Source organism: Achromobacter piechaudii NBRC 102461, assembly GCF_001571245.1.
GTDB lineage: Bacteria > Pseudomonadota > Gammaproteobacteria > Burkholderiales > Burkholderiaceae_B > Achromobacter > Achromobacter piechaudii.
Genome location: NZ_BCTK01000005.1, coordinates 492,250 through 516,232 on the forward strand (window position 1 = coordinate 492,250; position 23,983 = coordinate 516,232).

Consider the following 23,983-nt stretch of genomic DNA (forward strand, 5'->3'; position numbering starts at 1 on the left):
GGTCGGGCAATGCGCTAGGCCGCCAGCTCGGGGGCGTCCAGGCGCGAACAGGCCACGAAGTGGCCCTCGCCAACCTGGACCGCTTGCGCCTCGATGGTGGCGCAGGCGTCGATCGCGTGCGGGCAGCGCGTGCGGAACACGCAGCCGGACGGCGGATTGACCGGGCTGGGGATATCGCCCTTGAGCAGAATACGCGAACGCGGGGCGCGCGGATCCGGCACGGGCGCGGCCGACAGCAGTGCACGAGTATAGGGGTGGCGCGGGCGCGCATAGACCTCGCTGGTCGGCCCGCGCTCCATGACGCGGCCCAGATACATCACCACCACTTCATCGCAGAGGTAATCCACCACGGCCAGGTCGTGCGCCACGAACAGCATGGTCAGGCCCAGGTCGCGTTGCAGGTCTTGCAGCAGGTTGAGCACCTGCGCCTGCACGGACACGTCCAGCGCCGAGACGGGTTCGTCGGCCACGATGAAGTCGGGCTCGACCGCCAGCGCGCGCGCGATGCCGATGCGCTGGCGCTGCCCGCCCGAGAATTCGTGCGGATAGCGACGGCTATGGTCTGCATTCAGGCCGACGCGTTCCAGCAGTTCGCCGATGCGGGCGGCGCGGCGGTGCTGCGCCAGCTTGTGCGTGTCCAGCGCTTCGCCCAGGATCTCGGCCACCGTCATGCGCGGGTTGAGGCTGGCGTAGGGATCCTGGAACACGATCTGCATGCGGCGGCGCCAGGGCAGCATCTGCTTTTCGGTCAGGTGCGTGATGTCCTGGCCGTCGAACAGCAGGCGGCCGGCAGTAGGCTTGAACAGGCGCAGCAACGCGCGCCCGGTGGTGGTCTTGCCGGAACCCGATTCGCCGACCAGGCCGACGATGGTGTTGCGCGGTACGTCGAAACTTACGCCGTCTACGGCGCGCACGACCGGGGCGTTGCGCGCTTGCGAGGTCGGGAAGTGGACTTTCAGATCTTCAATGCGGACCAGCGGGGCTTCGGCCCGCACGGTGGCTTGGGGGCTAGTCATATCGGGTTCACCTTGATGCAGCGGGCGCGGTGTTCCGCCTGCACGGCGATCAGTTCGGGCACGGCGGCCCGGCAATCGTCGGCGGCCAGCTCGCAGCGCGGGGCGAACGTGCAACCGGCCGGCAGCGACAGCACGCTGGGCACGTTGCCGGGAATGGCGCGCAGGCGTTCGCCGGAGGCCAGCAGCGCGGCGGTCGGCAGACAGGACAGGAGGCCGCGCGTGTAGGGGTGGGTGGGCTTTTCGAACAGGTCGTAGACGCCTGCGTCTTCGACGACGCGCCCGGCATACATGACGGCGACGCGGTGCGCGATCTCGGCGACCACGCCCAGGTTGTGCGTGATGAACAGGATGCTCATGTTCATCTCTTTCTGCAGCCGGCGCAGCAGGTCCAGGATCTGCGCCTGCACCGTCACGTCCAGCGCGGTGGTAGGTTCGTCGGCAATCAGCACCGCCGGGTTGCAGGCCAGCGCCAGCGCGATCATCACGCGTTGGCGCATGCCGCCCGACATCTGGTGCGGATATTCATTGACGCGCCGGTCGGCGGCGGGAATCTCCACGCGCTCCAGCATTTCGCGGGCGCGCTTGATGGCCGATGCATACGAACCGCCTTCGTGCTGCAACACCGCTTCAGCGATCTGGTCGCCGACCGTATACAGCGGATTCAGGCTGGTCATGGGCTCCTGGAAGATCATGGCGATTTCCGCGCCGCGTATCTTTTGCAGCGTGGCGGCGGACGCATGGGCCAAGTCATGCTGCACGCCCTGGCGGTCGCGGAACAGGATCTTGCCGGCTTCGATGCGGCCCGCCGGTTTGGGCAGCAGGCCCATGATGGACAGGCTGGTCACGGATTTGCCGGAGCCGGATTCGCCCACGATGGCCAGCGTTTCACCGCGCGCCAGATCGAAGGTGACGCCGTCCACGGACTTGGCGATGCCGTCGCGGCTGTGGAACCAGGTCTTGAGCCCTTCCACGGACAGCACGACGTCTCGGTTGCTTGACGTCATGGTTACAGCTCCTTGCGCAGACGGGGGTCGAGTACGTCGCGTAGCCCGTCGCCCACCAATTGCAGCGACAGCACGGACAGCACGATGGCGATACCGGGGAAGATCATGATCCAGTCGGCCGAGCCCATGTATTGCTGGCCGGCGTTGATCATGGTGCCCCAGGTGGGGATGTCGGGCGAAACGCCCACGCCCAGGAACGACAGGCCGGCTTCGGCCAGGATCGCGTAGGCGAAGATGAAGGTGCCTTGCACCAGGATCGGCGACACCAGGTTGCGCAGCACGTGCACGGTGACGATGCGCCAGGTGGGGACGCCCAGCGCGCGCGCGGCCTCAACAAAGGGCAGTTCGCGGATCACCAGCGTCGAGGCGCGCACGATGCGGGCCAGCCGGGGCGTGTAGACGATGCCCAGCGCGATCACTACGTTGATCAGCGACGGGCCCAACGCGGCCACCAGCGAGATGGCCAGCAGGATGTCGGGAAACGCCATCATGGCGTCGATCAGGCGCGACACGAACTTGTCGGCCGAGCGGAAGAAGCCGGCGATGAGGCCCAGCGCAATGCCCAGCACGCTGGACACGATCACGACGGAAAAGCCCACCATCAAGGACAGGCGGCCACCATAGATGACGCGGCTGAACACGTCGCGGCCGAAGTCATCGGTGCCGAACCAGTGCTCGGCGCCCGGCGCCTTCAGGCGGTTCATGATGGACAGCTTGAAGGGGTCGTAGGGGCTGACCCAAGGCGCCAGCAGCGCGGCGGCCACCAGCACGATGATGACGATCAGGCTCAACAGGACGGTCTTGCGCGACACCAGCAGGCGCAGCACCTGCCAGCGGTCGGCGCCGCCGGCGGATTGGGGAGAAGTTGCAATAGCCATATCAGTAGCGCACCCGCGGATCGACCAGCAGGTACAGCAGGTCGATGATCAGATTGATCAGGACGTAGATGGCCGCGATGATCAGCAGCGCGCCCTGGATGACGGGATAGTCGCGGCGCAGCACGGCCGAGACCACCAGGCTGCCCACGCCGGGCAGGCCGAACACGGTCTCGGTCACGACGGCGCCGCTGATCAGGAGCGCGGTGGTCAGGCCCAGCACGGTCAGGATCGGAATCAGCGCATTGCGCACGGCGTGCTTCAGGATGACCTTGCTTTCCGGCAGGCCCTTGGCGCGCGCGGTGCGCACGTAGTCGTCGCGCAGCACGTCAAGCATGCTGGCGCGGATGAAGCGGGTGATCAGCGCCGAGTTGACCAGCCCCAGCACCACGGCGGGCAGGATCAGGTGCGACAGGCGCGTGGCCAGCGAGGCGTCCGGGCCGCCATAGCCCGAGACCGGCAGCCATCCGAGCTTGACCGAGAAAATCTGCATCAGCAGCAGCCCCAGCCAGAAGCTGGGCACGCTGGAAGTGAACATTGAAAATGACAGCACCGACTGGTCCAGCGTGGTGCCGCGTTTGACCGCCGACAGAATGCCGACCGGCAGCGCAATGGCGCTGGCGATCAGCAAAGACATCAGGGTCAGCAGGATCGTGGGCTCGGCGCGATCGGCCAGCGCCGACAGCACGGGTTTGTTCATGAAGATGGACTGGCCCAGGTCGCCCTGCAGCAGCTTGCCCAGCCACGAGACGTATTGCAGCGCCATGGGCTGGTCCAGCCCCAACTGCGCGCGCAACGCGGCGATGTCCTGCTGGCTGGCCTGTGGCCCGAGCATCACTGCGGCCGGGTCGCCGGGCGTGACGCGGATGATGACGAACACGATGGTCGCGACGATAAACATCACGGCCACCAGCCCGACCAGCCGGTTCAAAAGATAACGCAACACGATAGAGTCCTAGAAAAGCGGCAATCAGTGCACGCGGGACGAACAAGGGGTTACGCGCGGCGGGCGGGGCGGATCACGCCACCGCCTTGCCGCGCGTCACGGTCCTACTTGGCGCTCTTCCAGGCGTTCCAGAAGTACGGCCACGGTGCGGGCTGCGTGCCTTGCAGCGACGGCGAACGCGCGGCCTGGGCGTTGAAATCGCCGACCTTCACGAACGGGATTTCGTCATACACGGCCTGCTGCACGTCGGCCCAGCGCTTGATGCGTTCTTCCTGCGTGCGCGCCTGGTTGAAGGCGTCCATGACCTGCGCGCGGCGCGGGGTATCCCACCAGCCCGGCGCGTCCTTGGACGGGAAATCGATCAGCGCGGGTTCGGGCAGGAAGACGCTGTGGGTGATGAAGATGTCCCACACGGCCGGGTCCTGGCGGCGCTGCGTCAGCGTGGCCCAGTCCACCACCTGCATGTCCACCGTGAAGCCGGCGGCTTTCAGGTATTCAGCCGCCACCAGCGCCATCTTGTAATGGAACTCGTACTGCTGGCTGGTCAGGATGCGGATCTTCTTGTCGGCCACGTTGGCGCCGTCCAGCAGCTTCTTGGCTGCGGCGGCGTCGCCCTTGTTGTAGACCTTGCCGCCCAGCGACGTGGCCCACGGGTAGCCTTCGGGGTACAGGTCGCCGTTCAGCTTGTAGAAGTCCTTGTTGCCGAACGCGGCGAACAGCATGTCTTCTTCATTCAGCGCCAACTGCACGGCCTGGCGCACGGCCAGGTTCGACATGATGCCCTGCTTGGTGTTGAGCACCAGACGCGGCCAGCCGAAAGGCTTGAGCATCACGGGATCGGAACGGCCACCCTTGAGCTTGGCCAGCGCTTCGACGGGCAGCGAGTCGACGTAGTCGAACTGGCCGGCCGCGGCGGCTTCCGAGCGGGTGTTGGCGTTGCTGACCGGCACGAAGCGGATTTCGTCCAGGTATTGCTTGCGCGCGCCGCCGTAACCGTCGGGCTCGCCTTCGCGCTGCTTGTAGCCGTCGAAACGCACCAGCTGGATGTATTGGTCGGGCACGCGCGCCTTCAGTTGGTACGGGCCGGTGCCGACAATTTCGGTCAGCACGGGCGCGATCTTGCCCTTGGGCATGATGACGGCCGCGGCGTTGTTCATGGCCAGCAGCGCGGTCAGCGGCGCATACGGCTGCTTGAGCGTGATGCGGATGGTGTGGGCGTCGGGCGCCTCGATGCTGCTGATGACCTTGGCTGCGCCCTTGCCGCGCGTGGCGGTTTCGGTCCAGCGCTTCAAGGAGGCCAGCACGTCGGACGAATCCATCGTCGAGCCGTCATGGAACGTGATGCCCTGGCGCAGCGGGATCGTGTAGACCAGGCCGTCCGGGGTGACCTCGGGCATCTTCTCGGCCAGCAGCGGGGTCAGGTTCCACTTGGCGTCGAAGGTGTAGAGCGTTTCGAAGAAATGCTGCGTCAGGATGCCGACCAGGTCGGCCGTGCTGGTCATCGGATCCAGCGTGGGCGGTTCACCGATGGTGGCGACGGAGATCGTCCCCCCCTTGACCGGCGTGGCACTCAAGGCGGGGGAGGTCAATGCGGTCAAGCCAATTGCGCCGGCCGCGAGCAGGCTGGTCAGCCCACTGCCTCGCCGGGAGGGTCGGAAGTTCATGATTCTCTCTCCAGAGGGTCAAAAACAAACAGGTTGTCGCGTGTGATCGGATAAGCGCCGGGGTCCCGGTTCTTGCTGCAACCCCCTTGGGCCGGCGCGTTGCGGCGGGCCAGGGGGGCGTTCAGAAGAAGGTTTCGGCGACGTCGGTGACGCGGTATTGCTCGTCTACGAGCAATACCTGGCGCCACTTGTCGAACGTCAGGCAGGGGTGGGAAATGTCGAAGGCGATCATGTCGCCGACCTGGATGTCGTCGCCCTCAGCGATCTGCATGAAGGCGTGCTGGTCCATCATGGCTGTCAGCGTCCAGGCCCGGGGCGCGGCGCCCGGCGCGTCCTGACCGGGGCGGAAATGCAGCGCGGGCGTGGGCAGGCCGGCATCGAAGGCGGCGTCGCGCTTGCCCAGCGCGATGATGGCGCGGCCCGGTTCGGGCAGCGATTGCACGTAGGCCCAGACCTGCAGGGCGGGCAAGAGGCCCGGCTCCATGGTCTTGGCGACGGGGTTGTGGGCATTGATGCGTTCGGCGGCCGAGCGGTAGACGCCGACGTCATGGGACAGATAGCAGCCAGGACGCAGGATCACTTCCAGCGGCGTGCCGATATCCAGCTGCGAAAACTCTTCCGCCACTACATCGAACCAGGCCGAGCCCGCGCCGGAAATGATGGCCGGGCCGTTCTTGCGCAGGCGGCCGGCCGTGGCCAGGCCACGCAGCGTGTCGGTGGCGCGGCGCAGGAAGGCGCGGATCGCGCTTTCCTCCTGGAGCACGCCTTCATACACTTCGATGCCGGCCAGCGCCAGCCCGGGCCAGCGGGCGATTTCGTCGGCCACCGCCTGGAGTTGCGCGTCGTCGCGCACGCCGGTGCGTCCGCCCAAGGGGCCCAGTTCGATCAGCACCGGCAGGACCAAACCCTGTTCGCCGAAGAACTTGCCCAGCTGGGCGGCGTTGGCGGGGGAATCGACGATGCAGAAGTAGGTAAAGGCCGGGTCTTGCAACAGGCGCGCAATGATGGCCATGTTGGCGCGTCCGACCAATTGGTTGGCCATCAGCACGCGGCGGATGCCGTGTTGATAAGCCGCCAGCACCTGCGGCGCGGTGGCCAGCGTGATGCCCCAGGCGCCGTTATCGATCTGGCGCTTGAAAAGGGCGGGGCTCATCGTGGTTTTGCCATGCGGCGCCAGCTTGACGTGGTACGCCTCCATGAACTGCTGCATCCATTGCAGGTTGTGGCGCACGCGGGCCTCGTACAGCACGGCGACGGGCAGGCTGACGTCTTCGTTCAGCAGGTTCCAGTTCAGGGCGGCCACACCGGCCGTCGTACAGGACTCGGGGAACGCGCCCAGGCCTTTGCCATTCACGTCCAGCAGGGCGGCGGGGGAAGAGGAATTTGTCATGGCGGAGCGGCTCGTTCTGGAAAATATTTACGTCAAAGTGCTTTTTTTTCATTATCGTGAAAGAAATTTACATAAGCAGCTAGGGCTTACCCGAACGCTGCGGCCTGGCCAAGTTGGCGCGACAATAGGAAATCCGCGTGAAAACCGCGCTCCACGAAGGAAAAAGCCATGTTGAAAGTTGCCTTGGGCCAGTTCGCCGTCAGCCGTGTCTGGGAAGAGAACGCGCAGGTCTGCATCGACCTGATGGAGCGCGCCCGTGCCGGTGGCGCAGGCTTGCTGGTCTTGCCCGAAGGCATCCTGGCGCGCGACATCACCGATCCTCAGATCGTGCTGAAAGCCGCGCAACCGCTGGACGGCCCTTTCATGACCCGTTTGCTGGAGGCCAGCCGGGGTTCGTCGCTGGCCACCATGATGTGCGTGCACGTCCCGACGGGCGAAGGGCGGGTCTGGAACACGCTGGTCACCGTGCAGGACGGTCGCATCGTTACCCAGTACCGCAAGCTGCACCTGTACGACGCCTTCACCATGAAAGAGTCGACCAACGTCACGCCGGGCGCGGAGATTCCCCCGCTGTTGGACATCGGCGGCCTGCGGGTCGGGCTGATGACCTGCTACGACGTGCGCTTCCCCGAACTGGCGCGCCGCCTGGCGCTGGACGGGGCTGACCTGCTGGTGCTGCCCGCCGCCTGGGTGCGGGGCCCGCTCAAGGAAATGCACTGGGAAGTGCTGGTCACGGCCCGGGCGCTGGAGAACACCTGCTACGTGGCGGCTACCGGCGAATGCGGCGAACGCAATATCGGATGCAGCATGGTGGTGGACCCGCTGGGGGTGGTGACGGCGCGGGCGGGCGAGGCCCCGGCGCTGGTATTTGCCGATATCGACCCTGAGCGCCTGGCGCACGCGCGCAAGGTGCTGCCCGTGCTGGCCAACCGCCGTTTCGCGCCGCCTGAACTGGCCTGAGCGCCGCCCGGCCGCGTGGCCGGAAAGGGCGCGGCGGGCATGGTGTAATGCTGACTTGATCTTCTTGCCGCCTTCCCCCATCTGCTGCCAATGAGCAACGATCTCTTCGCGGCCGATCCTGCGCATCGGCCCTATGTGCCCCTGGCCGAGCGCCTGCGCCCGCGCTCCTTGTCCGACGTGGTCGGGCAGTCGCACCTGCTGGGTCCCGACAAGCCGCTGCGCGTGGCGTTTGAATCCGGCCGTCCGCACTCCATGATTTTCTGGGGGCCGCCGGGTGTCGGAAAGACCACGCTGGCGCGCCTGATGGCCGACGGTTTCGATGCGCAATTCATCGCCATCTCGGCGGTGCTGGGCGGCGTCAAGGACATCCGCGAGGCGGTCACGGTGGCGCAAGTGGCGCAAGGCCAGGGCCGGCGCACGATTCTGTTCGTGGACGAGGTGCATCGCTTCAACAAGGCCCAGCAGGACGCGTTTCTGCCGTATGTGGAAAGCGGGCTGTTCACCTTCATCGGGGCTACTACCGAAAACCCCTCGTTCGAGGTCAATTCGGCGCTGTTGTCGCGCGCACGGGTGTACGTGCTGCAATCGCTTTCCACCGAGGAATTGCAGCAGTTGGTGGACCGCGCGGTGCATGCCCTGAACGAAGGCATGGACGAGGGCGAGGCGATACGCATTGAACCCGATGCGCGCGAACAGCTGGCGGCCTGGGCCGACGGCGACGCGCGGCGCTTGATCAGCGCGGTGGAAGTGGTGGCGGAATCGGCGCAGTCGGCCGGTCGCGACACGGTGGACGCCGCGTGGCTGGAAATATCCCTGTCGCAGAACCTGCGCCGTTTCGACAAGGGCGGCGATGCGTTCTACGACCAGATCAGCGCCTTGCACAAGTCGGTGCGGGGCTCCAACCCCGACGCCGCGCTGTATTGGTTCTGCCGCATGATCGATGGCGGCGCCGATCCCAAATACCTGTCGCGCCGGCTGGTGCGCATGGCCGTCGAAGACATCGGCCTGGCCGACCCGCGTGCGACGGATCTGGCGGTCAATGGCGCCGACATCTACGAGCGCCTGGGTTCGCCCGAAGGCGAGCTTGCGCTGGCGCAGGCGGTGGTCTACATGGCGTGCGCCGCCAAGTCCAACGCGGTGTACAACGCCTACAACCAGGCACGCCAGTTCGCGGCGGAACACGGCAGCGCGCCAGTGCCCATCCACCTGCGCAACGCGCCCACCAAACTGATGAAGCAGCTGGGCCACGGCAAGGCCTATCGCTACGCGCACGACGAGCCGCACGGCTATGCCGCCGGCGAACAATATTTCCCCGATGGACTCAAGCCTTCCTTCTACCGGCCGACCGATCGCGGCCTGGAGGCTAAAATCCAGCAAAAGTTGGCATTCCTGCGCGAGCTGGACGCACAGGAACGCGCCAAGAACCGGTAAGCGGGCATTGCCTGCTGCCTTCACGCAACCTCAACCGACATCAACATGCTAGACCCGATACTGCTGCGCAAAGACCTGCAAACCGTCGTCGACCGCCTCAAGAGCCGTGGCGTGTCCTTCGACACGGAACGGTTCAACGACCTGGAATCTCGCCGCAAGGCCGTCCAGACCGAAACCGAGTCCCTGCAAGCCCGCCGCAACGCGCTGGCCAAGCAGATCGGTCAGTTGAAGGCCAAGGGCGAAGACGCCAGCGCCGTCATGGCCGAATCGCAGGCCGTGCCCGTGCGCCTGAAGCAGCTGGAAGAAGAGCTGGCCGCCTTGCAGGCTCCGTTGAATGACCTGCTGATGTCGGTGCCCAACCTGCCGCACGCCAGCGTGCCGGTGGGCGAATCGGCCGACGAGAACGTCGAAGTGCGGCGCTGGCTGCCCGGCGCTGCCGGCGCCGACGGCAATCCGCCCGCGCTGGCGTTCGAGGCGCGCGACCACGTCGCCATCGGCGAGCCGCTGGGCCTGGATTTCGACATGGCCGCCAAGCTGTCCGGCGCGCGCTTCTCGTTCATGCGCGGCCCCATCGCCCGCCTGCACCGCGCGCTGTCGCAGTTCATGCTGGACCTGCAAACCGGCACGCACGGCTACACCGAGTGCTATACGCCTTACATCGTCAACGCGTCCACCTTGAACGGCACGGGCCAACTGCCCAAGTTCAAGGACGATATGTTCGCCGTGTCCAAGGGCGGCGGCGATGACGATCCCAAGGTCGATGCCGCCGGCAATCCGTACGTGCGCGAAGACCAATACCTGATCTCCACGTCGGAAATCACGCTGACCAGCGTGGCGCGCGACACCATCCAGGCCGCCGCCGACCTGCCGCTCAAGCTCACCGCGCACACGCCTTGCTTCCGTTCGGAAGCTGGCAGCGGCGGCCGCGACACGCGTGGCATGATCCGCCAGCATCAGTTCGACAAGGTCGAAATGGTGCAGATCACGCAGCCGGATCAGTCGTACGAAGCGCTGGAGGACATGGTTGGGCACGCCGAGCGCGTGTTGCAACTGCTGGGCCTGCCGTATCGCGTCATGCTGCTGTGCACGGGTGACATGGGTTTTGGCTCGGCCAAGACCTACGACCTGGAAGTGTGGCTGCCCGCGCAAAATACGTGGCGCGAGATTTCGTCGGTATCCAACTGCGAGACCTTCCAGGCTCGCCGTATGCAGGCGCGTTTCCGCAATGCCCAAGGCAAGCCGGAATTCGTGCATACGCTCAATGGCTCTGGCCTGGCGGTGGGCCGCGCGCTGGTCGCCGTGTTGGAAAACCACCAGCAAGCCGACGGCAGCGTGGTGATTCCCGAGGCGCTGCAACCCTATATGGGTGGTTTGACGGTGCTGAAACCCTGACGTCCAGCGCGTCTATCGGCCATATGGCGGATAAGAAAACGGAGCCTCGCGGCTCCGTTTTTTTTTATCATAGCGACATATTGCTGTCTTTTTTGCTCATTATGCTCACGGTGTGAGTGCATGAATTTGATGTGAGCAATTGTGTATTTTCAATAAAAGGGCCGGATAGTTGCGGCACAATACACCCGCGTTCTTCACGCTTCATTCACTTATATAACAAGGAGTTGTCCATGACTTCAAGAATGATTGGAGATTTTCGTGTGAGATGCTCTGTCGCTCGCGAAGACGAACAGGGCTACCGCGTGCAGATATGGACCCGCCGGGTTGGCGGTACCGCACCGGAAAAATGCTGGACGGTACCCGGACAGGCGCCGTTCTCTGACCTGCACGAAGCTGAATTGGAAAGCCGTCAGTTGTTCCAAGACATCAATGGTGTGCGTTTTAATGGTGAACCGGAGTTTGCCCATGCGTCCGCATAATGGTTGGTGGCGGGCGTCTAGCGCACCCCGCCGATGGATTGATCTTGTTCAGGAAACGCCGCGTTGGGCAGATGGCAAGCCCGCGCCGGTTTCCCAAAAATCCGCTGCGGCGGAAAAACCGCTACAGGCCCCCGCGGTCTGATAGTCATCCAACGGGGCACCGGACATTGTCCCGACGGAAAAAAGGCCACTCTTTCGAGTGGCCTTCGTATTTATGCTTCGGGTTTGATTAACGGCGCCAGTCGCCGTGGCCATGTCCGGGTCCGCCGCGATAATAGCCAGGGCCCGGGCCGTAATAACGCGGGGGAGGACCACCGCGCCAGTGCGGGCCGCCACGGTAATAAACCGGAGCGGGATAAACCACCGGAGGCGCCACGTAGACCGGAGCCGGGCGGTAATAAACCGGGGGCGGCGGTGCGACGTACACGGGAGCCGGGGCGACGTAGACCGGCGCGGGGTACACCACGCCGGGCACGCCGATGGAAATACCCACATCCACCCGGGCAAAGGCCACGCTGGAGATCAGCAGACCCGCGGCACCAGCACTAGCAATAAGCCACTTTTTCATGTTGCACCTGCCTGCTGCACGACACAGCAAAGTTATTCGACGCCCCTATTTTCGGACTTTTCGGCTCCGGATTCGTAAGTGCGCGAGCCGCAATAGCGACAATCCGCAACCGACGCGGGGGCGGCGGCAGGATCGGTGTTGCAGTGCAGGACTAGTGCGTCTGCTCTGGTAGCCACAGATCTGAAATCGATTGAAATGAAGTGGAATGCGATGAAGTCAGTCGCCCGCGTTACACCCCGTCACCATCAATCGGGGGCAGCGTGGCGCCCGGACTACAAGGTTTGCGTGCGGCGGTATTCCACGACCCACACCCAGGGATTGGCGGCCCAGGCGTGCGAGCCGTAACGCTCGCACCACGTCAGCGCAAACGCTGTTTGAAGTGGCACGCTAGGCAGTAGCGCCGACGATTGATACAGCGCTTCGGTGCCTTCGGCGCGGGCGTCGGCTTCGGTCAGGTTTTGCAGGCGCTGAATGCGCACGCCTACCACCAGGGCGTGGGCGAATGGCACGCCGGCTTCATCGGTCAATACGATGCTTTCGCCGGATTTTCCATAAGGGCATCTGACCCAGCTGGACGTCCTGCGCAATTCGGAAGGATTATCGCGATCCGGTCCCATTGCGACCCATCGGCCAGCGTCGGCTGCGTCCGCATACCAAGCCGTCGTGAGTTTGGTGGGTTGCGGCTTCAGGATACGTCGGCTCTGCACTTTCGAGCCCGCCAATACGGCTTGCTTGAGCGGCTCGCTAAATTGAAGTGACTGCCTTTTCATGCGCTCGCTGTTCTCCAATCGACCGACGTCTGCGGATCCCCTCTGCCGCAATATTGACGCGTGACACCTGTACCAGCTAATCCAGATCAGGATGACGCAGTATGACGTGTCGTGTTCAGGCTGTCAGGCATGCTTTGTATTTCTGTTGTCTTTTTGTCTTGTGGCGTTGTTTGTATACTCGAGCAATGACTACTGACCTGCATAATCTCAAGCCCGGGTACTACTGGTACACCATGGCCAATGACCCGCTGGCCGTTATCCACATCCATGATGACGGTGGCGCAACGCTCATGGGTTCGGACTATCGCATCGGCGCGGAAGGCGTGGCCGATATGATTCGCCAAGGCGAACGCTTCTTCTGGATAGAACCGCCGCTGGTCTGAACCTTCAGGCTGATACGTGGCCGACCCGCCGGGTCGGCCGCTTTCGTTTGTCCCGGAAACCTCCATGACCGATTTGTTCTTTAAGAACGTCCGCCTGTCGGTGGCCGATGCCGTTGACGTACAAGTGCGCGACGGGCGCATCCTGCAAATCGGTTCTGGCGTTCACGCGCCCGCCGACGTTCTGGTCGAGGATGGCGGTGGCGCCTTGCTGTTGCCGGGCCTTGTCGAAGGCCACACGCACCTGGACAAAACCAACTGGGACTCGCCCTGGTACGTGAATGAGGTCGGTCCGCTGCTGACCGACCGCATTGACAACGAACGCGCCTGGCGCGCCAGTTCGGGCCACGACGCCGCCAGCCATGCGCGCGCGCTGGCGCTGGCCTTCCTGCGCGAAGGTACGACCCGCATCCGCAGCCACGTCGATGTCGACACCGACGCGGGCCTGCGTCACCTGGACGGCGTGCATGCCATCCGCGATGAATTGGCGGGTCGCGTGGAAATCCAGACCGTGGCGTTTCCGCAATCCGGCCTGCTGGTGCGGCCCGGCACCGCGCAACTGCTGGACCAGGCGCTGGCCGAAGGAGCGGATGTATTGGGCGGGCTGGACCCGTCCGCCATCGACCGCGACCCCGCGCAATCCCTGGACGTGCTGTTCGGCCTGGCCACGAAACACGGCAAACCCGTCGATATCCACCTGCACGAACCGGGCGAATTGGGCGCGTTCACGCTGGACCTGATCCTGGACCGCGTGCAGGCGCTGGGCATGCAAGGCAAGGTGGTGATCAGCCATGCGTTCTGTCTGGGCGGCGTGGACGCCAAGCGGCTGGACGGACTGCTCAAGCGCCTGGCCACCCTGGACGTCGCGCTGCTCACTACCGCACCGCCATCGCGGCCGGTGCCGCCGCTGCGCGCCTGCCGCGAGGCGGGCGTCACGATCTTTGGTGGCAACGACGGCATCCGCGACACCTGGACGCCCTACGGCAGCCCCGACATGCTGGCGCGCGCCATGATGATCGGCTTGCGCAACGACCTGCGCCGCGACGATGAAGTGCAATGGGCGTTTGATTGCGTCAGCGCCGCCGCCGCCCGCGCCTGTGGCTTTGAACACTACGGCCTGGTGCCGGGCGCGCGCGCCGACCTGGTCCTGGTGGACGCCAGCTGCGTTGCCGAAGCCGTCGTCACGCGCAAGCCGCGCCGCCTGGTGATATCGGGCGGCGTGATCGTGGCGCGCAACGGCCAGGACGCGATCGCCTAGCCGCTTTTCAGGCCCAGACGCGCTTAGGCCAACGCCACGGCGCGCGCATCAATTCAAGCCCAACTGCGTTTCGGTCAACGCCACGAACGCACGCATCAATTCAGACCGCACGCCCGCGCGCAGCCAGATCGCGCCCACCGTGCGCACCGGGCAGGGCGCGGGCAGCGGCCAGCGCTTGACGCGCGCGGCCGGCTCGCCCGTCGTCGCCCAGTCGGGCAGCACCGCCACCCCCAATCCCTCCGCGACCAGCTTGGCGATGGAATCGATTCCGTCGAGCTCAAAGCGCACGTGCGGCCGCAGATTGCGCGCGCGCAGGTAGTCGTCGGCCATCTTGCCGCCCACCACGCTGCGGTCATAGCAGATGTACGGTTCGCGCGCGATCACGGCCAGCGGGTCGCGCACCTTCATGTCGGATGGGGTGACCAGCACCAGCGGTTCGTGGCGCAGGTCGCGCCAGTCGCAGGTCTTGGGCAAGGAAAACAGCGGGTGCACCAGCAGCGCGCCGTCCAGTTCGCCGGACAGCACCTTGCTGTAGAGCAGGGTGGTCGGCGCGGGCTCGATGTAGATCTCGATGTGCGGATGGCTTGCCACCCAGGTTCTCAATACAGGCGGCATGATGCCAGTCAGCGCCGTGGGCGTGGCGCCCAGGCGCAAGGGGCCGGCGGGCAGGGCGGTGTCGCTGGCCGCCGAACGCAGGTCGCGCACATCGCGCAGGATATGGCGCGCGCGTTCAAGGATGCGCATGCCGGCCGGCGTGGGTTTGACCGTACGGCCCGAACGCACGATCAGTGCACTGCCCACGTCGCCCTCCAGCGCGCGCAGGCGCTGCTGCACCGTCGCCGGCGTCAAGCCCTGGTGGCGCGCCGCCTGCGCGATGGACCCCAGTTCCACCACATGCACGTAAGTCTGAAGAAAACGCGAGTCCACGACGGCCAGCCCTTTGGAAAGATGGATTTTCCGTATTCTAAAGATGGATGAAGATAATTGTTGTTTTGTTTGGCGGCGGCAAGAATACGTTCAAAGCGAGCCGCGCGTTGCACATGCGCCAGCGCGGCGCGTTCGATACCCGCCATCAAGGAGCTTGCCGTGCCCATCATTGAATCCATCGACGTTTGCGCCGCCGCCGTGCCGCTGGACAAAGTCACCTCGTTTTCAAACCGCAGCGTTTCCACCCGCCACTACGGGCTGGTCAAGGTGCGTTCCAGCGACGGCGTCGAAGGCATCGGCTTTTGCTATGTGGGCAGCGCCGGCGGCGCCATCTTCGAAGCGGCCGTGCAAAGCTTGTTGGCCCCGGTGCTGCTGGGCCGCGATTCGCATGCCGTCGAGGGGCTGTGGCAGGCCATGTACCAGGAAGCGCTGCTGCAAGGGCGGCAGGGCACGGTGATGCGCGCATTGAGCGCGCTGGACATTGCGCTGTGGGACCTGAACGCCAAGACGGCCGGCCTGCCCTTGCACAAGTTCCTGGGCGCGGTCGAGCTGGAGTCCGTGCCGGCCTACGCCAGTGGCGGCTACTACCTGGATGGCAAGACGCCCCAGCATCTGGGCGAGGAAATGGCCAGCTACGTCGACAAGGGTTTTCGCGCCGTGAAGATGAAGACAGGCCGCCTGTCGCCGCGCGAGGAAGAGGCGCGGCTGAAGGCCGCGCGCGAAGCCGTCGGCCCCGATGTCGAACTGATGATGGATTGCAACAACGCCTGGCAGGACGTCACGCAGGCCATGCAGTACGTCCGGCGCTTCGAGCAGTACGAGCCCTATTTCATTGAAGAACCTTTCGGCCCCGACGATATCGACAGCCATGCCAAGCTGGCGCGCCTGACGCATCTGCCGATCGCGACGGCCGAAATCGGCTATGGCCGCTGGTACCACAAGGAGCTGCTGGACAAAGGGGCCGCAGGCATCCTGCAAACCGATGCGGCGGTCTGCGGCGGCATCACCGAATGGAAGCGCATTGCCGCCACTGCCGCCAGCTACGGCGTGGTGGTCTGCCCGCATTGGTTCCACGACGTGCATGCTCCGCTGGTCGCGGCCACGTCGAATGCACGCTACGTCGAATTCTTCTGGGACGACCAGGTGCTTAATTTCCGCAAGCTGGTCGACCGCCAGCTGACCCATCAGAAAGGCCGCGTGGTGCTGCATCAAGAGCCCGGCCTGGGCTTTGGATTCGACGAGCGCACGGTTGAAAAATTTGGCAAGTGGGTACGCGTCAAGGGCTGAGCGTCACGAAAAGCAGGCGGCGCTTTTGTAGAAAAAAGCTGCCGGCCTTCGGGACCGGCACGAGGAGACAACAATGCAACGCAGGCAATTCATGACCGGCGCGGCGGCGCTGGGGGCGGCGCTCGTGCTGCCCGTCACGGCGCGAGCGCAGCAGGACATGCCGGCAGGCCCGGTGAAAATCGTGGTCGGCTTTCCGGCGGGTGGCGGCACCGACGTGCTGGCGCGCCTCTTGGGGCAAAAGCTGGGCGTGATGTGGAACATCCCCGTCATCGTGGAAAACCGCGCGGGCGCGGCGGGCGTGATCGCCGCCGAGCAGGTGGCGCGGCAACCCAATGACGGCAACACGCTGTTGATGGCGCATGTGAACAGCCACGGCATCGCGCCGGGCCTGCACCCCAAGCTGGCCTATTCCGTGTCCCGCGACTTCACGCCCATTGCGCTGGTCGGCAAGACGCCCACCATCCTGATCGGCGGCGCATCGCAGCCCGCCAAGACGCTGGCCGACCTGGTCCAGCTGTGTCGCGCGCAGCCCGGCAAGATCGTGTTTGGATCGGCGGGCGCGGGCTCGGCGCAGCATCTTGCGCTGGAGATCTTCAAGGCGCGGGCCGGCATCGAGGTGCTGCACGTGCCTTACAAGGGATCGGCTCCGCTGATGAACGATCTGTTGGGCGGCCACGTGCAGTACTGCTTTGAAGGCATGACCACCGCCACGCCGCTGTTGCAATCGGGCAAGGTGATGGCGTTGGCGCAGACTCTGCAACGCCGCTCGAAGAGCCAGCCCGACGTGCCCACCGTGGCCGAACAAGGCTACCCCGGCTTCGAGGCCAGCATCTGGTTCGGCATGGTCGGACCGGGCAAGATGCCCGCCGCGATGGTCGAACGCATGAATCGCGACATCGATCAGGTGTTGGCGATGCCGGACGTGCAGGAAAAGCTGGCGCAGGTGGGGGCGGAAGAGGGCGGCGGCAGCGTGCAGCGCTTTGCCGACTTCATGGCGCAGGAACAGCGCAAATACGCCAAGACCATCCAGGACGCCAACATCGTCGTCGAAAGCTGAACGGAGGGCGGGCCCGGCCGCCTTGCCGTGTCAGTTGGCGCGCGAGGCCGGGTCCGGTTCGCCGTCTTCCCAGCCGGCCATGGCCGAGATCGACCGGGCCTTTTCGCGCAAGAGGCGCGCGGTGCTGGAATCCAGGTCGTCATCGATGGCGCCCACCGGCCCCATCAACGTGATGGCGGCCGTCATTTCGCCCAGCATGTCGAAAATGGGCGCGGACAAGGACGTGAAGTGCGGCAGCAGCGCGTGGCGGCAGCGGCTGATGTGGTGCTTCTGGACTTCGTCGCGAATGGCCTGCACGTCTTTCGCGGTATAGGAATTGCCCGGCGCGCCGCCCTGGCTTTCCGGCACCGACGACGCCAGTTCCCGTTCCAGCAGATCGCGCGTCAGCGCGTCGGGCAAGTGCGCCAGGAAATTTCGGCCCAGCGCGGATGACAGCAGCGGCATCACGGTGCCCACGCGCAATTCCAGCAGGGGCCGGCTGCGGCTGCCTTCCACGCGATAGACGATGGTGGGCCCCTTGTTGCCCCATACCCCCAGGAACACGGTGTGTCCGGTCACCGCGGCCACTTCGGCCATGATCGGCCGCGCCGAGGTGAAAACGTCGAACTGTTCCAGCGCCGCCAGGCCCAGCCGCAAGGCGTAAGGCCCCAGGCCGTAATGGCCGGTGTCCGCATGCTGTTGCACCACGCCCACCTTCTGGAAGCTGACCAGGTAGTAATGCACGTTGGGCACGGTCAGCTCGCAGGCGTCCGCGATTTCCTTCAAGGGCAGCGGCCGGCCCGTCTTGCGGATCAGGTCCAGGATGCGAAAGCCCACTTCTATCGACTGGATGCCCCTGCGCGCTGCGGTCGGCGTCTTTTCTGTGTCTTTTTCTACCTTGCCGGGCCTTGCCATCACTGCCTCCACGATGTGTTTGGCGGCAGTGTAGCAGCGGCCTCCGGCCGCTTTTCGACCATCCGGACGCGGGTTCCGGGTTTCCCCCAGCTTTGTCGCTGTCTCCTTTAAGTTTGATAATAGTTAATGCGTACAGCAGTATCAATCTAAAAAACCAGGGGAAAGCAAGCATGCAAGCAGACGTGGCAGTGGGGCGGATCGGCGCGGCGCCGGCCTTGAGCAGGAAAGAGGAACGCCAGGTGGTGGTGGCCTCGACGCTGGGCACCTTGTTCGAGTGGTACGACTTTTTCATCTACGGAACGCTGGCCGTGTTCATGAGCCAGGTTCTGTTTCCGCAGGACAACCCGACCGTTGCGCTGCTGGCCGCGCTGGGTGCGCTGGCGGTGGGCTTCATCATCCGGCCGCTGGGCGCGGTGATGTTCGGCTACCTGGGCGACAAGTGGGGCCGCAAGTACACCTTCCTGATCACAGTCGTGATGATGGGCGGGGCCACCGTGCTGATCGGCTGCCTGCCCACCTACCAATCGGCCGGGCACCTGTCATGGATCCTGTTGCTGACCTTGCGCGTCATCCAGGGCCTGGCGGTGGGCGGCGAGTACGGCGGCGCGGTGATCTATGTGGCCGAGCATTGCGAACCGAAGCGGCGCGGCTTGTTGACGGGCTGGATCCAGATCACCTCGTCGGCCGGCCTGATCCTGTCGCTGGTGGTCATCCTGTGCACGCAGGCCTCCATGAGCGCCGACGATTTCCGCCAATGGGGATGGCGCCTGCCGTTCATCCTGTCGATCGTGATGCTGGCCATTTCGATCTATGTGCGCGCCAAGCTGCATGAATCGCCCGTCTTCACGCGCATGAAGCAGCAGAACCGCCTGTCCAAGAACCCCATCAAGGAAACGTTCGGCCAATGGTCCAGCATGCGCCTGGTGCTGCTGGCGCTGATCGGCGTCACCGCCGGCCAGGGCGCCACCTACTTCACCGGCCAGTTCTACGTGATGATCTTCCTGCAACAGGCGGTGCAGCTGGATCAAACCAGCGTCTACACGCTGATCCTGATCGGCTTCATCATCGGCGCGCCCACCTTCGTGCTGTTCGGCTGGCTGTCCGACCGCATCGGACGCAAATGGATCATGATGGCCGGCCTGTTCATCGCCGCCATCGGCTACCACTCGATGTTCGAGGTATTGCTCAAGGCCGGTAACCCCGCGCTGGCGCAAGCCATGCAAAGCACGCCGGTACGCGTGCATGCCGACACCAGCGGCGGCGCCTGCGACTTCGGCTTGCAGGCCGCCATGATCGGCAGCCACGCCGATCACAAGAAGGTCTGCGTGCAGGCCAAGAAATTCCTGGTCTCCAAGGGCGTCAACTTCGAATATGCCGCGCCGCTGCCGGGGCAAAGCATCGCCATGAGCGTGGGCGGCGTCACGGTCAACGGCTTTGACAAGGCGGCCTACGCGCAGGCGTTGGGCAAGGCCGGCTATCCCGACCGCGCCGACCCGGCCCGTGTGGATCGCGCCACCATCATTCTGATCCTGGTATTGATGACGGCGGTCGTCGCCATGGTCTATGGACCGGTCGCCTCTTACCTGGTCGAATTGTTCCCGGCCCGCATCCGCTACACCGCGCTATCCTTCCCGTATCACATCGGCGCCGGCATCTTCGGCGGCATCGTGCCCTTTACCGCCACCTACCTGGCTCAGGCCAGCGGCAATATCTTCGGCGGATTGATGTACCCGGTCGTCGTGATGGTGGTGGTGGGTGTCATCGGCAGCCTGTTCCTGCCGAACACCCGCGCCCAAGCCATCGACGAAGATCCCACCCACTAAAAAAGCGAGGAGAAACATGTCCGTGCAAGCGAGTTTCAAGGCCGCCGTCATCCAGGCCGCGTCCATCCCGACCGACAGCGTCGCCTGCGCCAACAAGGCGGCGTCGCTGATCCGGCAGGCGGCCGAGCAGGGCGCCCGGGTGCTGGTGTTTCCCGAAGCCTTCCTGGGCGGCTACCCCAAGGGCAATTCCTTTGGCGCGCCTATCGGCATGCGCAAGCCCGAAGGCCGCGACGCGTTCGCCAGCTACCACCAGCAGGCCATCGCGCTGGACGGCGACGAGGTCGGCATCGTGGCGCAGGCCGCGGCCGACACCGACAGCTTCGTGGTGATGGGCTGCATCGAAGCGGACGGCGGCACGCTGTACTGCACCGTGCTGTATTTCAATGGCGCCCAGGGCCTGGTCGGCAAGCACCGCAAGCTGATGCCCACGGCGGGCGAGCGGTTGATCTGGGGCTTTGGCGATGGCTCGACGATGCCCGTCTTCGATACGCCTTACGGCAAGATCGGCGCCGTGATCTGCTGGGAAAACTACATGCCGATGCTGCGCATGTACATGTACAGCCAGGGCGTGGCGCTGTACTGCGCGCCCACGGCCGATGACCGCGACAGCTGGATACCCAGCATGCGCCACATCGCGCTGGAAGGCCGCTGCTACGTGTTGAGCGCCTGCCAGCACCTGCGTCGTCAGGCCTATCCGGAAGACTTCGAATGCGCGTTGGGCGATGCGCCCGACACCGTGCTGATGCGCGGCGGCAGCGCTATCATCGACCCCCTTGGCGAAGTGCTGGCGGGCCCGGATTTCTCGGACGAGACCATCCTGTACGCCGACATCAACCCCAACCAGATCCTGCGTGGCAAGTACGACTTCGACGTGGCCGGCCACTATGCTCGGCCCGACGTGTTCCAGCTGCAGGTCGACACCCGTGAAAAGCGGGCCGTCTCCGCGCATGGCGCGGGCGGCCAGGAGCCCTAAGACATGCATTTTGATTTCAGCGCGTTGCCTTCGCAGACGGTCTACAAGCTGCTGACCTCGACCGTCACCCCCCGTCCGATCGCGTGGGTCACCACGATATCGGGCGACGGGTGCGTCAACGCCGCGCCGTTCAGCTTCTTCAACGTCATGGGGCACCAGCCGCCCACCGTGGCCATCGGCCTGATGCGCCGCGCCAATGGCGAATTGAAGGACACCAGCGCCAACATCATTGAAAACGGCGAATTCGTCGTGAACCTGGTGCCCGAAGCGCTGATGCAGCAGATGAACCAGACCTGCGCGGACTACCCCCCGGGCGTGGACGAGCTGGCCAAGGCCGGCTTGACTGCGCTGCCGGCCGCGCACGTGCGTCCGCCCCTGATCCAGGGCAGCCCGGTGTCGCTGGAATGCGTCAGCCAGGCCACTATCGTCACGGGGCCGCACCAGGTGGTGGTGATCGGCCGCGTACTTGGGGCGCATGTGGCCGACGCCTATGTGCAGGACGCGGAGCGCGGCTACGTGAACACGGCCGAGATGGGCCTGGTTGCCCGCATGCACGGCAGCGGCTGGTACGCGCGCAGCACGGATCTGTTCCAGCTGGCGCGGCCGACCGTGGCCGACTAAGCGCACGAGACTTTCTCCAGGCGGCCGCGATGGCCGCCTTTTTTTTGCGTGGCGCACTTTTCACGCCGGTTACGCAAACGCGGGAGCTTGTGGCAAAAAGCGCTGCATTTCGCCCGATGCCGGCCAAATCCCGACTGCTAGCATTTGCCGGACCGCTAAGAGAATCCTCGAATCCGACTTCTCTGGCGGCATTTACTTGGCACAACGAAACACCAATATTTTGGGGGCGGATCATCCAGGGGCTTGCGGGCGTCTGGCTTGCAGGGACCAGCGGATTTTGTCCGTTGGCCCGCAACTGCCGAAACCCGCATCCACGCGCCTGGGGGGATGCTGGAGGCAGTATGAAAAACATGAAGCTTGGAACCCGTCTCGCGGGTGGCTTTTCCGTCTTGCTGGCGATGATCATCGTCATGTGCATTGTTGGCCTGGTCAGTCTGGCCAACATCAACGAATCGGTCGAAACCGTGACGCAGCGTTCGCTCATCAAAGAGCGGCTGATCAGCGATTGGGGCCGCAACATCCAGACTGGCGTCACGCGCACGACCGCCATCGCCAAAAGCGCCGATGCCAGCCTGGCCGGCTTTTTCACGGAAGAGGCGGCGGCATCCACCCGCAATTCCTCGGCATTGCAGCAGCAGATCGAGCCGCTGATCGAGACCGACGAAGAAAAGCAGTTGTGGGAAGGCATCCGCAAATCGCGCGGCGACTACCTGCGTACGCGCGACGCGATCTTCAAGGCCAAGCAGGACGGCAATGTGGACGCGGCCAACCGCGTCTTCACGCAGGAATTCCTGCCGGCCACGCGCCAGTTCATCGACCAGATCAACAAGCTGTCGAACCTTCAGCGCGCGGACATCGATGCGCGCGCGGCGGACATCCAGAGCGCCTATGGCGCCGCCAACCTGTGGATGATCGTGATCGGCTCGATCGCGCTGATCACCGGTTTGGTGCTGGCCGTTCTGCTGACGCGCAGCATCACCCGCCCGCTGGCGGACGCCGTGCGCGTGGCGCGCACTGTCGCCGCCAACGACCTGACCAGCACGATCACCGTGCAATCGCGCGATGAAATCGGCCAGCTGATGCAGGCGCTTGAATCCATGAATACCAATCTGGCGGCGACCATCGCAAGCATCCGCACCGGCGTGGACAGCATGGCGTCCGCTTCCGGCGAGATCGCGGCCGGCAACACCGACCTGTCCTCGCGCACCGAGCAGCAGGCCGCATCGCTGGAAGAAACCGCCGCGTCGATGGAAGAGCTTTCCTCGACCGTGAAGCAGAACGCCGACAGCGCCCGCCAGGCAAACCAGCTGGCGGCCGCCGCGTCGGACACGGCCTCGCGCGGAGGCGCGACGGTCTCCGAGGTGGTCAGCACGATGAGCGCGATTTCGTCCAGCTCGGTCAAGATCGCCGACATCGTATCGGTGATCGACGGCATCGCCTTCCAGACCAACATCCTGGCGCTGAACGCGGCGGTGGAAGCGGCGCGCGCGGGTGAACAGGGCAAGGGCTTCGCGGTGGTGGCCGCCGAAGTGCGCACGCTTGCGCAACGCAGCGCGCAAGCTGCCAAGGAAATCAAAACGTTGATCGAGGATACGGTGCAAAAGATCAGCCAGGGCTCGATCAGCGCCGAACGCGCGGGCACGACGATGCAGGAAATCGTCAGCTCGGTGCAACGCGTGACCGACATCATGGGCGAAATCGCCGCCGCTTCCGCCGAACAGGCCGACGGCATCGAACAGGTCAACCGCGCCGTGTCGCAGATGGACGAAGTGACGCAGCAAAACGCGGCGCTAGTGGAAGAAGCCGCCGCCGCGGCCGGTTCCATGCAGGACCAGGCGGCCGAACTGACGCGAGCCGTCAGCGCATTCAAGCTGCCCGGCGTGGTTGCGGTGACGCGCGCGCCGCAACGGATGGCGCTGGGTACGAGCCTGGCGCGGGCGGGGTAGAGGAAAAGGGGGGGGCAAATCGGCCACCCCCTGCCTTGAGTTTTTCAGATGACGAAACTCTGGGCTGCTCACTGCATCCCGGTCGAGGCATGCCGCCTTCCTCTTTGCCCCATGCGGCTGCGCGCCAGTGGCGCGCAGCCCATCTTGGTACGTAGCATTTTTAGCGACGCCACCCAAAGAAAAAAGCCCCTGATTTCTCAGGGGCTTCGTTCTTGAATACTGGCGGAGAGGGTGGGATTCGAACCCACGGTACGGGGATACCGTACGCCTGATTTCGAGTCAGGTACATTCGACCACTCTGCCACCTCTCCGTGGCTGGGTT

Annotated in this window: 22 protein-coding genes and 1 tRNA gene; 12 read left to right on the top strand and 11 right to left on the bottom strand. The window is 64.8% G+C overall.

Going from position 1 to position 23,983, the window contains the following annotated elements:
- Positions 1–14: 14 nt before the first annotated feature.
- From API01S_RS08980 to API01S_RS09005, 6 genes are all read right to left on the bottom strand, one after another.
- Positions 15–1,016 carry an ABC transporter ATP-binding protein gene (locus tag API01S_RS08980; protein ID WP_050727952.1) on the bottom strand — a complete coding sequence of 334 codons (1,002 nt, stop codon included), beginning with the start codon at positions 1,014–1,016 and terminating at the stop codon, positions 15–17.
- Positions 1,013–2,020: an ABC transporter ATP-binding protein gene (locus API01S_RS08985; protein ID WP_006217834.1), complete on the bottom strand. Its 1,008-nt coding sequence runs from the start codon at positions 2,018–2,020 to the stop codon at positions 1,013–1,015. The genes API01S_RS08980 and API01S_RS08985 overlap by 4 nt, the downstream gene beginning before the upstream one ends.
- 2 nt (positions 2,021–2,022) lie before the next feature.
- Entirely contained in the window at positions 2,023–2,898 is an 876-nt protein-coding gene (locus API01S_RS08990) for an ABC transporter permease (RefSeq protein WP_050727950.1), read from the bottom strand.
- A 1-nt stretch (position 2,899) separates the two neighbouring features.
- Complete coding sequence (locus tag API01S_RS08995) at positions 2,900–3,841, bottom strand: ABC transporter permease (RefSeq protein WP_006217836.1); 942 nt, start codon at positions 3,839–3,841, stop codon at positions 2,900–2,902.
- 104 nt (positions 3,842–3,945) lie between these two features.
- The gene (locus tag API01S_RS09000) at positions 3,946–5,505 is read right to left on the bottom strand and encodes an ABC transporter substrate-binding protein (protein ID WP_006217837.1); all 1,560 of its coding nucleotides are present in this window, start codon (positions 5,503–5,505) and stop codon (positions 3,946–3,948) included.
- A 121-nt stretch (positions 5,506–5,626) separates the two neighbouring features.
- A complete protein-coding gene (locus API01S_RS09005) occupies positions 5,627–6,895 on the bottom strand; it encodes an amino acid deaminase (RefSeq protein WP_061304188.1) in 1,269 nt (422 codons plus the stop codon).
- A 168-nt stretch (positions 6,896–7,063) separates the two neighbouring features.
- On the opposite strand from API01S_RS09005, the gene API01S_RS09010 reads away from it, so the two are divergent.
- From API01S_RS09010 to API01S_RS28775, 4 genes are all read left to right on the top strand, one after another.
- Positions 7,064–7,855 (top strand): deaminated glutathione amidase, encoded by a 792-nt coding sequence (locus API01S_RS09010; RefSeq protein ID WP_061304190.1) that lies wholly within the window; start codon positions 7,064–7,066, stop codon positions 7,853–7,855.
- Between the two features lie 90 nt (positions 7,856–7,945).
- The gene (locus tag API01S_RS09015; protein WP_006217840.1) at positions 7,946–9,286 is read left to right on the top strand and encodes a replication-associated recombination protein A; all 1,341 of its coding nucleotides are present in this window, start codon (positions 7,946–7,948) and stop codon (positions 9,284–9,286) included.
- A 45-nt stretch (positions 9,287–9,331) separates the two neighbouring features.
- Complete coding sequence (serS, locus tag API01S_RS09020; RefSeq protein ID WP_061304192.1) at positions 9,332–10,678, top strand: serine--tRNA ligase; 1,347 nt, start codon at positions 9,332–9,334, stop codon at positions 10,676–10,678.
- 230 nt (positions 10,679–10,908) lie between these two features.
- The gene (locus API01S_RS28775; RefSeq protein WP_006217842.1) at positions 10,909–11,157 is read left to right on the top strand and encodes a hypothetical protein; all 249 of its coding nucleotides are present in this window, start codon (positions 10,909–10,911) and stop codon (positions 11,155–11,157) included.
- Positions 11,158–11,386: 229 nt separating this feature from the next.
- Here the strand turns inward: API01S_RS28775 and API01S_RS28780 are convergent, their stop codons facing one another.
- Together API01S_RS28780 and API01S_RS09025 are read right to left on the bottom strand one after the other, a co-directional pair.
- Positions 11,387–11,725: a hypothetical protein gene (locus API01S_RS28780; RefSeq protein WP_006217843.1), complete on the bottom strand. Its 339-nt coding sequence runs from the start codon at positions 11,723–11,725 to the stop codon at positions 11,387–11,389.
- Positions 11,726–11,997: 272 nt separating this feature from the next.
- On the bottom strand, positions 11,998–12,495 hold the full coding sequence (locus API01S_RS09025) for an ASCH domain-containing protein (RefSeq protein WP_061304195.1): 498 nt from the start codon (positions 12,493–12,495) through the stop codon (positions 11,998–12,000).
- A 185-nt stretch (positions 12,496–12,680) separates the two neighbouring features.
- Here API01S_RS09025 and API01S_RS28785 point away from each other — a divergent pair, with 185 nt between their 5' ends.
- Both API01S_RS28785 and API01S_RS09030 read left to right on the top strand, forming a co-directional pair.
- The gene (locus tag API01S_RS28785; protein ID WP_006217845.1) at positions 12,681–12,878 is read left to right on the top strand and encodes a hypothetical protein; all 198 of its coding nucleotides are present in this window, start codon (positions 12,681–12,683) and stop codon (positions 12,876–12,878) included.
- Positions 12,879–12,942: 64 nt separating this feature from the next.
- Positions 12,943–14,133, top strand: a complete 1,191-nt coding sequence (locus API01S_RS09030; RefSeq protein ID WP_061304197.1) for an amidohydrolase family protein — start codon at positions 12,943–12,945, stop codon at positions 14,131–14,133.
- Between the two features lie 48 nt (positions 14,134–14,181).
- Here the strand turns inward: API01S_RS09030 and API01S_RS09035 are convergent, their stop codons facing one another.
- Positions 14,182–15,060 carry a LysR family transcriptional regulator gene (locus API01S_RS09035; RefSeq protein ID WP_061304199.1) on the bottom strand — a complete coding sequence of 293 codons (879 nt, stop codon included), beginning with the start codon at positions 15,058–15,060 and terminating at the stop codon, positions 14,182–14,184.
- A gap of 159 nt (positions 15,061–15,219) precedes the next feature.
- Between API01S_RS09035 and API01S_RS09040 the strand changes: the two genes are divergently transcribed.
- On the top strand, positions 15,220–16,347 hold the full coding sequence (locus API01S_RS09040) for a mandelate racemase/muconate lactonizing enzyme family protein (protein ID WP_061304201.1): 1,128 nt from the start codon (positions 15,220–15,222) through the stop codon (positions 16,345–16,347).
- 73 nt (positions 16,348–16,420) lie between these two features.
- Positions 16,421–17,404 (top strand): Bug family tripartite tricarboxylate transporter substrate binding protein, encoded by a 984-nt coding sequence (locus API01S_RS09045; protein ID WP_061304204.1) that lies wholly within the window; start codon positions 16,421–16,423, stop codon positions 17,402–17,404.
- A 30-nt stretch (positions 17,405–17,434) separates the two neighbouring features.
- On the opposite strand, the gene API01S_RS09050 is transcribed toward API01S_RS09045, so the two are convergent.
- The gene (locus API01S_RS09050) at positions 17,435–18,298 is read right to left on the bottom strand and encodes an IclR family transcriptional regulator (RefSeq protein ID WP_006217850.1); all 864 of its coding nucleotides are present in this window, start codon (positions 18,296–18,298) and stop codon (positions 17,435–17,437) included.
- A gap of 170 nt (positions 18,299–18,468) precedes the next feature.
- Here API01S_RS09050 and API01S_RS09055 point away from each other — a divergent pair, with 170 nt between their 5' ends.
- From API01S_RS09055 to API01S_RS09070, 4 genes are all read left to right on the top strand, one after another.
- Positions 18,469–20,121, top strand: a complete 1,653-nt coding sequence (locus tag API01S_RS09055; protein ID WP_050727945.1) for an MFS transporter — start codon at positions 18,469–18,471, stop codon at positions 20,119–20,121.
- A 16-nt stretch (positions 20,122–20,137) separates the two neighbouring features.
- Complete coding sequence (locus tag API01S_RS09060; RefSeq protein WP_006217852.1) at positions 20,138–21,094, top strand: carbon-nitrogen hydrolase family protein; 957 nt, start codon at positions 20,138–20,140, stop codon at positions 21,092–21,094.
- A gap of 3 nt (positions 21,095–21,097) precedes the next feature.
- Complete coding sequence (locus tag API01S_RS09065; RefSeq protein ID WP_050727944.1) at positions 21,098–21,715, top strand: flavin reductase family protein; 618 nt, start codon at positions 21,098–21,100, stop codon at positions 21,713–21,715.
- 350 nt (positions 21,716–22,065) lie between these two features.
- Positions 22,066–23,661 (top strand): methyl-accepting chemotaxis protein, encoded by a 1,596-nt coding sequence (locus tag API01S_RS09070; RefSeq protein ID WP_276525948.1) that lies wholly within the window; start codon positions 22,066–22,068, stop codon positions 23,659–23,661.
- Between the two features lie 220 nt (positions 23,662–23,881).
- Here API01S_RS09070 and API01S_RS09075 read toward each other — a convergent pair.
- Positions 23,882–23,972: transfer RNA gene (locus API01S_RS09075), tRNA-Ser, on the bottom strand.
- Positions 23,973–23,983 lie beyond the last annotated feature (11 nt).

Coding starts and splice junctions, on each gene's coding strand:
- API01S_RS08980 (WP_050727952.1), bottom strand. CDS start 1,016: ATGACTAGCCCCCAAGCCACCGTGCGGGCCGAAGCCCCGCTGGTCCGC.
- API01S_RS08985 (WP_006217834.1), bottom strand. CDS start 2,020: ATGACGTCAAGCAACCGAGACGTCGTGCTGTCCGTGGAAGGGCTCAAG.
- API01S_RS08990 (WP_050727950.1), bottom strand. CDS start 2,898: ATGGCTATTGCAACTTCTCCCCAATCCGCCGGCGGCGCCGACCGCTGG.
- API01S_RS09000 (WP_006217837.1), bottom strand. CDS start 5,505: ATGAACTTCCGACCCTCCCGGCGAGGCAGTGGGCTGACCAGCCTGCTC.
- API01S_RS09005 (WP_061304188.1), bottom strand. CDS start 6,895: ATGACAAATTCCTCTTCCCCCGCCGCCCTGCTGGACGTGAATGGCAAA.
- API01S_RS09010 (WP_061304190.1), top strand. CDS start 7,064: ATGTTGAAAGTTGCCTTGGGCCAGTTCGCCGTCAGCCGTGTCTGGGAA.
- API01S_RS09015 (WP_006217840.1), top strand. CDS start 7,946: ATGAGCAACGATCTCTTCGCGGCCGATCCTGCGCATCGGCCCTATGTG.
- serS (WP_061304192.1), top strand. CDS start 9,332: ATGCTAGACCCGATACTGCTGCGCAAAGACCTGCAAACCGTCGTCGAC.
- API01S_RS28775 (WP_006217842.1), top strand. CDS start 10,909: ATGACTTCAAGAATGATTGGAGATTTTCGTGTGAGATGCTCTGTCGCT.
- API01S_RS28780 (WP_006217843.1), bottom strand. CDS start 11,725: ATGAAAAAGTGGCTTATTGCTAGTGCTGGTGCCGCGGGTCTGCTGATC.
- API01S_RS09025 (WP_061304195.1), bottom strand. CDS start 12,495: ATGAAAAGGCAGTCACTTCAATTTAGCGAGCCGCTCAAGCAAGCCGTA.
- API01S_RS28785 (WP_006217845.1), top strand. CDS start 12,681: ATGACTACTGACCTGCATAATCTCAAGCCCGGGTACTACTGGTACACC.
- API01S_RS09030 (WP_061304197.1), top strand. CDS start 12,943: ATGACCGATTTGTTCTTTAAGAACGTCCGCCTGTCGGTGGCCGATGCC.
- API01S_RS09045 (WP_061304204.1), top strand. CDS start 16,421: ATGCAACGCAGGCAATTCATGACCGGCGCGGCGGCGCTGGGGGCGGCG.
- API01S_RS09050 (WP_006217850.1), bottom strand. CDS start 18,298: ATGGCAAGGCCCGGCAAGGTAGAAAAAGACACAGAAAAGACGCCGACC.
- API01S_RS09055 (WP_050727945.1), top strand. CDS start 18,469: ATGCAAGCAGACGTGGCAGTGGGGCGGATCGGCGCGGCGCCGGCCTTG.
- API01S_RS09060 (WP_006217852.1), top strand. CDS start 20,138: ATGTCCGTGCAAGCGAGTTTCAAGGCCGCCGTCATCCAGGCCGCGTCC.
- API01S_RS09065 (WP_050727944.1), top strand. CDS start 21,098: ATGCATTTTGATTTCAGCGCGTTGCCTTCGCAGACGGTCTACAAGCTG.
- API01S_RS09070 (WP_276525948.1), top strand. CDS start 22,066: ATGAAGCTTGGAACCCGTCTCGCGGGTGGCTTTTCCGTCTTGCTGGCG.